The sequence below is a fragment of the Micromonospora sp. NPDC050686 genome (genome assembly GCF_040654475.1).
In the GTDB taxonomy this organism is placed as follows: Bacteria; Actinomycetota; Actinomycetes; order Mycobacteriales; family Micromonosporaceae; genus Micromonospora.
This window is the reverse complement of sequence record NZ_JBFAID010000107.1, coordinates 1-6,798: the sequence shown is the minus strand read 5'-3', so window position 1 is coordinate 6,798 and position 6,798 is coordinate 1. Positions and strand designations below refer to the sequence as shown.

Annotated in this window: 7 protein-coding genes; 1 reads left to right on the top strand and 6 read right to left on the bottom strand. The window is 74.2% G+C overall.

The features are described 5' to 3' along the window. Positions 1–439: 439 nt before the first annotated feature. The 5 genes from AB0H57_RS32205 to AB0H57_RS32185 form a co-directional block, all read right to left on the bottom strand. Positions 440–1,189 carry a hypothetical protein gene (locus tag AB0H57_RS32205; protein ID WP_357512443.1) on the bottom strand — a complete coding sequence of 250 codons (750 nt, stop codon included), beginning with the start codon at positions 1,187–1,189 and terminating at the stop codon, positions 440–442. A gap of 266 nt (positions 1,190–1,455) precedes the next feature. Next, entirely contained in the window at positions 1,456–2,553 is a 1,098-nt protein-coding gene (locus AB0H57_RS32200) for a DUF3626 domain-containing protein (RefSeq protein WP_357512441.1), read from the bottom strand. A gap of 50 nt (positions 2,554–2,603) precedes the next feature. Beyond that, positions 2,604–3,068, bottom strand: a complete 465-nt coding sequence (locus tag AB0H57_RS32195) for a VOC family protein (RefSeq protein ID WP_357512439.1) — start codon at positions 3,066–3,068, stop codon at positions 2,604–2,606. A 32-nt stretch (positions 3,069–3,100) separates the two neighbouring features. Next, positions 3,101–3,730: an MBL fold metallo-hydrolase gene (locus tag AB0H57_RS32190; protein WP_357512437.1), complete on the bottom strand. Its 630-nt coding sequence runs from the start codon at positions 3,728–3,730 to the stop codon at positions 3,101–3,103. Further along, a complete protein-coding gene (locus AB0H57_RS32185) occupies positions 3,727–4,815 on the bottom strand; it encodes an S-(hydroxymethyl)mycothiol dehydrogenase (RefSeq protein WP_357512436.1) in 1,089 nt (362 codons plus the stop codon). The genes AB0H57_RS32190 and AB0H57_RS32185 overlap by 4 nt, the downstream gene beginning before the upstream one ends. Positions 4,816–4,957: 142 nt before the next feature. On the opposite strand from AB0H57_RS32185, the gene AB0H57_RS32180 reads away from it, so the two are divergent. Next, positions 4,958–5,371: a hypothetical protein gene (locus tag AB0H57_RS32180; RefSeq protein ID WP_357512434.1), complete on the top strand. Its 414-nt coding sequence runs from the start codon at positions 4,958–4,960 to the stop codon at positions 5,369–5,371. Positions 5,372–5,453: 82 nt separating this feature from the next. Here the strand turns inward: AB0H57_RS32180 and AB0H57_RS32175 are convergent, their stop codons facing one another. After that, positions 5,454–6,557 carry a CapA family protein gene (locus tag AB0H57_RS32175; RefSeq protein WP_357512432.1) on the bottom strand — a complete coding sequence of 368 codons (1,104 nt, stop codon included), beginning with the start codon at positions 6,555–6,557 and terminating at the stop codon, positions 5,454–5,456. Positions 6,558–6,798 lie beyond the last annotated feature (241 nt).

Below are 6,798 nucleotides of genomic sequence, written 5' to 3'. Positions count from 1 at the left end.
TTCATGGGGGAAAGCTCCATTCCGGGGGTCGGCACCCGGCAGCCGACGGGGGTCGGCACACGTCGGGTGCAAGCACCACGTCAGGCGCTCACAAAAGCCTTTGAGGGGGGATCCGGCGCGCGGGGCGGGGCCGCTACACGGCGCCGGACCATGTGTAACGACCGGCGGCCCACCATCATTCCCCGGGGGCCCTGGCGGGGCGGGCTGCGCCCCTGCTCGGCCGTGCACCCGGATCCAACGCCGCCCACCCCCCGACGATTCCGCCGCCAGAGTGCCGCCCACCACCCCCGAACCGGACATCTCGCCCAACCTGATCCCGCCAACCCCATGCGGGCAACCCAGCCCCGCCCCCGCTTCGGGACGCGGGATCTGCAACTGGCGGCGGGCGCAGACGTCAGCGGCCGGCCCCCGGTGGGGCCGGCCGGTCACGGGTGAGGTGTCACCACACCTGGGCGACGATGTCCGCCGCCTGCTCCTCCCACTGCGCGTACGCGTACGGGTAGGCCGACACCTGGACGGTCTGGGCAGCGGTGGTCAGCGGCAGTTCCTGCCATCCGCCGACGTTCTTCAGCGCGTTGAAGAACGCCTTCGACGCGTAGTCCGGGTCGGTGATCTGCTCAGACGTACCCCAACCGGACGATGGGCGCTGCTGGAACAGACCCTCCGAGTCGTGGTCGTTGTACGCGCCGAGGTGGCCGAGGTTGTACAGCTTCGACTCCTGCAGCGAGGTGGCGACACCGATGACGGCGCCGCGCTCACCCACACCGGTCTCCTTGGCCGCCTTCACGATGGCCTTGGCGTTGGCGACCTGGGCGTTGTCGAGCGGGATGCGCGACTGCGCGCCCTCGATGCCGTGCGGGATCAGCTCGTCCCGACTGGGCCGATCGCCCTTGCTCGGCACCTTGTCGCTGCCGGTGGTCAGGCCGGACTCGACCGTGGTGGCCTTCTTGCCGGTGGCCAGGTCGATGGCGGCCACGGCGCCGGTGTGCGGGCCGCTGGTGACCGGCGCGGCGACGGCGGTGGGACCGAACGCCAGGCCGCCGATGGCGGCGACCCCGGCCATGGTGAGCGCGGTGCGACGGTTCGGGCTGTTCGCGACGGCGGTTCGGGTGTTCGCGACCGCGGTCCGGGTGCTGTCGACTGCGGTCTTCGCGATGGCGGGGAGCCATCCAGTGAAGTGCTGCTTCACGGTGGTTGCCCTCTCGATCGTTGCGACGCGCTCCGAGGTGAGCGCCCCTGGGGGACGACCGACCGGTCCGGGTTTAGGTCCCGGCGGTACGGGGGACACAACCGGCTCGCCGTGTCGGTCATTCCGGAAATGCCGGACCGGCCGGAGGCTGCGGCCCAGGTCACCCGGGATATCGGGCAGCCGAGGACGGCCCCGCCGAAACGCGGCCCGGGTGGGCCATCCGGGCGTCCCGGACCATCGCCCCGAACGGCCCCAGCCGCGGCGGGTCAGTCGGGCGGGTGGGCGGGGGCGCCGTACCAGACCAGGACGTGCCAGAGCTGCTTGAGGTGCTGGAGGGTCAGTGCCGCCGGCCCCCGGTCCGCCCAACGCCCCGGCTCGGTGACCACCGATGCGGCGGCCCGGCCGATCAGCTCGGCGTCGACGGCCTGGCCGGGCCGGGCGAACTCGGCGTGCACCCGGGCCGCCAGCGGTGGGATCGCCGGCCCGCGGAACTCCGGGTCGATCCCGTCGACGGGCAGCTCGAACCCGGCGTGCCAGCGCAGTGGGAAACCGTGCCGGTCGGCGATCGCGGCGAGGATCCGCGCCGCCGCGGTGCCCCGGAACGAAGGGTCGACGACGAGGGCCTCGACGTCCCGGGCGAGGCTAAGCTCGCCGTGGATCTGCGCCTCGATGTAGTCGTCCAGCGCCCGGCCCGCCGCGGCCGAGGCCCGTTCCCGACGACGCAGCAGGGTGCGCAGCAACGCGTCGATGTCCATGCCGGACAGACCGAGGCTGGTCCCGGTGCCGGCGGTGGCGGTCAGCAGCGCGGCAAGCACCGGCTCGAAGACGTCGATGGTGCCGAACTCCGTCGGTCCCGTGTGGGTGTCGCCGAAGCTGAAGGTGGCACGTGCCAGCACGCCGGGGCGCAGCCGCAGGTGGCAGGAGCCGAACCGGGGGCAGGCGCCGTCCGGGTGGTCCAGCAGGTTGAGGCCGCCGTACTTGGGGCGTTCGGCGAGTGACACCCCGGCCCGTTGGTAGGCGCCGCCGAACAACTGCTCCTCCCAGCGGTCCCGGTCGCCACCGGGGAACGCGGTCAGGCCGCCGTTGGAGATGCCGGTCTCGAACTGGCTGCGGTAGACGCCCTCCCGGTCGAGCGCCTCGGCCACCGTACGTCCGTCGGCCAGCAGCCGGTCGGGGTGGAAGTTGAGGGTCAGCCGGCCGTGCGCGGTCACCGCCGCGATGACCTCCTCCGGCCGGTACGCGACGTCGGGGCCGGCGAGGTGCTCGGCGATGACGGCGAGCGCGGCCGGCCGGTCGCGCAGCGCCACGTCGCGGACGTGGCGCAGGGCGGCGAACTGGGCGGGGGTGAGGGTGGGGCCCGGCACAGGGCAGAGTATCGGTCACCTCCTGCCGGCACGCACCGCGGTTTCGCCGGTCAACGGTCGGTGCCGAAGCCGTCCAGGGTGGACCGCTCGTCGAGGTCGGTCAGCTCCTGGAAGACGGTGATCTGCAGGCCGGCCGGCGCCTCCAGGCGCGAGTTGAGCGACTGCCACGGGGTGACGGTCGGCGGGGCGAGCTGGGTGGCGCCGGCCTCGACCAGCCGCCCGGTGACGGTGGTGGCGTCGTCCACTTCGAACGCCACCCGGATCCGCGGGGCGACCTGGCGCCCGACCTCCACCTCGTCGATCATGCGCTTCTGCGCCGGGTTGGCGATCTCCAGCGTCGCCCGGCCGGCGTCGAGGATCACCACCCGGGCCCCGTCGCCGCCGGAGAAGGCGGCCTGCTCGGGCAGGCCGAGCGCGTCCCGGAAGAAGCGGACGGCCGCCTCGTGGTCCTCGGCCTCTACCACGAGACGCAGCTGGCGTACGGTCGACCGCGGGTTGTCCCGATCTTGCGTCATGCCGACCGATCCTAGTTCGCACCACCCGGGGGTCAGTGCCCCCGGGTGATCCACTCGTCGAGGTGCGGCGCCTCGGCGCCGATGCTGGTGTCGTCGCCGTGTCCGGTGTGGACCACCGTCTCGGGCGGCAGGGTGAGCAGCCGGTTCCGGATGGACTCGATGATGGTGCCGAAGTCGCTGTACGAGCGGCCGGTGGCGCCGGGCCCGCCGGCGAAGAGGGTGTCGCCGGTGAACACCGCCGCGAGGTCGGGGGCGTGCAGGCTGCACGCGCCGGGGCTGTGCCCGGGGGTGTGCAGCACCCGCAGCGTGGTGCCGGCGACCTCGACCGTCTGACCGTCGGTCAGCTCCCCGTCGGGTGCGGTGTCGGGGTGGACCAGGTCCCACAGCACCCGGTCGGCGGGGTGCAGCAGCACCGGCGCGCCGGTGGCCCGGGCCAGCTCCGGGGCGACGCGTACGTGGTCGTCGTGGGCGTGGGTGGCCAGGATGGCGACGACCCGGCGGTCGCCGACGGCGCGCAGGATGGCCGGCACGTCGTGCGGCGCGTCGACGACGACGCACTCGTGGTCGTCGCCGACCACCCAGACGTTGTTGTCGACGTCGAAGGTCTGCCCGTCGAGGGAGAAGGTGCCGGAGGTGACGGTGTGGTCGACCCGGGCGGTCACGGGAACACCACCACCGAGCGCAGCACGTCGCCGTGGTGCATCCGGGTGAACGCCTCCTCCACCTGGTCCAGGGCGATCTCCTCGGTGACGAAGGCGTCCAGGTCGAGGCGGCCCTGCTTGTACAGCTCGGTGAGCATCGGGAAGTCCCGGCTGGGCAGGCAGTCGCCGTACCAGCTGGACTTGAGCGCGCCGCCGCGACCGAAGACGTCCAGCAGCGGCAGCTCGACCATCATCTCCGGGGTGGGCACGCCCACCAGCACCACCGTGCCGGCCAGGTCGCGGGCGTAGAACGCCTGCTTCCAGGTCTCCGGGCGGCCCACCGCGTCGATCACCACGTCGGCGCCGAAGCCGCCGGTGGCGGCCTGGATCGCCGCGACCGGGTCCTCGGCGGAGGCGTTGACGGTGTGGGTGGCGCCGAACGTGCGCGCCCAGTCGAGCTTGCGGGCGTCGGTGTCCACCGCGATGATCGTGGTCGCCCCGGCGAGGGCGGCGCCGGCGACCGCGGCGTCGCCGACGCCGCCGCAGCCGATCACCGCGACCGAGTCGCCCCGGCCGACCTGGCCGGTGTTCATGGCCGCGCCGAGGCCGGCCATCACGCCGCAGCCGAGCAGGCCCACCGCCGCCGCCCGGGCGGACGGGTCGACCTTGGTGCACTGCCCGGCGTGGACGAGGGTCTTCTCGGCGAACGCGCCGATGCCCAGCGCCGGCGACAGTTCGGTGCCGTCGGTGAGGGTCATCCTGCGGGCGGCGTTGTGGGTGTTGAAGCAGTACCACGGCCGGCCGCGCCGGCAGGCCCGGCACTGGCCGCAGACCGCGCGCCAGTTCAGCACGACGAAGTCGCCGGGGGCCACGTCGGTGACCCCCTCCCCCACCTGCTCGACGGTGCCGGCGGCCTCGTGGCCGAGCAGGAACGGGTAGTCGTCGTTGATGCCGCCCTCACGGTAGTGCAGGTCGGTGTGGCAGACGCCGCAGGACCGGACGCGGACCACCGCCTCGCCCGGCCCCGGGTCGGGCACGACGATGGTGGTGACCTCGACCGGCGCGCCCTTGCGCCGCGAGACGACTCCCCGGACTTCCTGGCTCACTGTGCCTCCTGCTGGTTGTTGCCGCTCTCCCGCGAACCTACCGCCGATCACCGCCGCCGGCCCGCCTCCGCGCGACGGCGGTTATCCCGGGCCTCCCCGGGTACCCGGGGCCCGGTTCTCCGGCACACCGACGGGAGTGATCATGAGGTTGGCGCATGCGCCGCTGCGGGTCAGCATCGGCGCGTTCATCCTGAATTCTGGGCTCGGCAAGCGCACCCTGGAGGGGCAGGCCGCGGCGGCCATGCACGGCATGGCGGTGGGCGCGATCCCGCAGCTGGAGCAGTACGAGCCCGAACGGTTCGCCAAGCTGCTGTCCCGGGCCGAGATCGCGCTGGGTGCGGCGCTGCTCGCGCCGTTCGTGCCGTCGCTGCTGGCCGGGGCGGGGCTGGCCGCCTTCGGCGCCGGGCTGGTCCAGCTCTATCTCAGGACGCCCGGGATGCGGGAGGGCAGCAGCGTCCGCCCCAGCCAGGCCGGCATCGGCCTGGCCAAGGACGTGTGGCTGGTCGGCGCCGGGCTCACCCTGGTGCTGGACTCGCTCACCCACCGCCGGCGCTGAGCGGTCCCGGCTCAGGGGGCCGGGCCGCCGGCCGGGTCCGGCCGGTCCCCGGTCGGCGGGAAGGTGGTGCGGGCCACTGCGCTCAGCGCCGCCAGGTGAGCAGGCCGTCGTCGCCGAGCGCGAACCCGGTGTGGAACGGGCCGCCGAGCCCGTCCAGCAGCCGGGCCAGCCAGGCGGCCTCGCCCGGCCCGGCGACCTCCAGCCGCATCCGGCGCATCCGCACCGGGGCCAGGCGCAGCGCGCGCAGCTCGCCGGTGTCGGCGTCCAGGGTGGGCAGGTGCAGCAGCCGCAACCAGGGCCGGTACGACTCCTGCCCGCCGATGCCCTCGTAGTCGTCGATCAGGTCTCCGCAGCCGTAGAGGATGAGCCGGCCCCGGTGCACCTCGATCGGCCGGGGATGGTGCGACGAGTGCCCGTGCACCACGTGCACCCCGGACTCGACCAGCCGGTGGGCGAACCGAACCTGCTCGTCGGTCACCTGGTAGCCCCAGTTCGACCCCCAGTGCACCGAGACCACGACCAGGTCCGCCGGCCCGGCCGTGCCGGCGATCCGGTCGGCCAGCGCGGTGGCGGCCGCCTCGGAGATCTCCGGCAGGTACGCCACCCCGGGCCGGTCGCCGGTCGCCGCCCACTGCGGCGGGATCCCGCTGGAGGGGGCGCCGACGGACCAGACCAGCAACCGCCGGCCGCCCGGCAGCGGCGCCTCGGCCGGGCGCCACGCCTCGGCCTCGCCGCGACCGGCGCCGGCCGGGGCGATGCCCGCCCCGCGCAGCGCGTCCACGGTGTCGGTGAGGCCCTCCGGCCCGAAGTCGAGGAGGTGGTTGTTGGCCAGCGCGCAGACGTCGAGCCGGGCGGCGGTGAGGGCCGGCAGGTTGTCCGGGTGCATCCGGTAGTGGATGGCCTTCCCCTCGGCGTGCCGCCCGCGCCCGGTCACCGCCGTCTCCAGGTTGACGATCCGCGCGTGCGGGCGCAGCCCGTCCAGCACCCGCAACGCGTCGCCCCACGGCCAGCCGGGCGGGACGGGGCGGGGCACCTCGCCGCTGGCCGACTCGGCCAGGCCGACGTACCGGCGGGCGTCGTCGACCGCCGGTTCGCGCAGGTCGGGCGGGCCCGGACGGGGCAGGATCTGATCCACCCCGCGGCCGGTCATCACGTCGCCGGCCAGAAAGAGCGTCACCTCGGCCATGCCGCCGATCCTGCCGCCCCGGGTCCGGACGGCGGCGAGGTTTCGCGGAAGAGTGAGCCTCCACCGACGGCACCCCGGCGGCCGTCCGGGCGGCCTTTCCCGAGACGCGCGTCGTCGAGCTGGGCGCCCGGATCACACCGCGGACACCCCGTTACCTTTTTGATCGTCCCCAGCCGGGGACTCCTCGGTCGCCCGGCTCGGTATGACTTACTGCCCCTGTCGTATGGATGATCCGGGGGGT

Bases quoted from the DNA above. Each gene is read 5' to 3' on its own strand.
- AB0H57_RS32175 (WP_357512432.1), bottom strand. From the start codon at position 6,557: ATGGCCGAGGTGACGCTCTTTCTGGCCGGCGACGTGATGACCGGCCGC.
- AB0H57_RS32195 (WP_357512439.1), bottom strand. From the start codon at position 3,068: ATGACGCAAGATCGGGACAACCCGCGGTCGACCGTACGCCAGCTGCGT.
- AB0H57_RS32180 (WP_357512434.1), top strand. From the start codon at position 4,958: ATGAGGTTGGCGCATGCGCCGCTGCGGGTCAGCATCGGCGCGTTCATC.